At 58.1% G+C, this 341-nt stretch carries 1 protein-coding gene; it reads right to left on the minus strand.

The genetic code is table 11. The features are described 5' to 3' along the window. On the minus strand, positions 1–341 hold a 341-nt coding region (locus ACLQ25_RS32850; protein ID WP_425734612.1), incomplete at both ends, for a hypothetical protein.

The raw sequence follows: 341 nt of genomic DNA on the forward strand, positions 1-341 counted from the left end.
AACCCCCGACACCACATTCGCACCCTCAGAAACAAGCGCCGACACCTCCCGCCCCTTATCACCTCCCCTTCGCCCACGTCTGCGCCTGTTCACGACCGCTCTCGCCAGAACGTCGATCGCTCCGCAACCCTCCATAAAATCCCTCAGATCCTCGGGCATGCTCTCCGGAACAGTCCTGCCCTCCCGCCGCCAATCATGAAGATTTTGTCCGAGGTGTACCATAATCCCGTTGGTGGCCTTCCTCTCGTATGTTCTCGGGGGGAGTGTCAGCAGATTTGTTTGGCCATCTTTGTAGTATTCTCGTGCTATCTCGCCGAACGCCTCCCACCTAGCGTCACTAC

This window comes from Micromonospora sp. DT44, from assembly GCF_049841635.1.
Lineage (GTDB): Bacteria > Actinomycetota > Actinomycetes > Mycobacteriales > Micromonosporaceae > Micromonospora.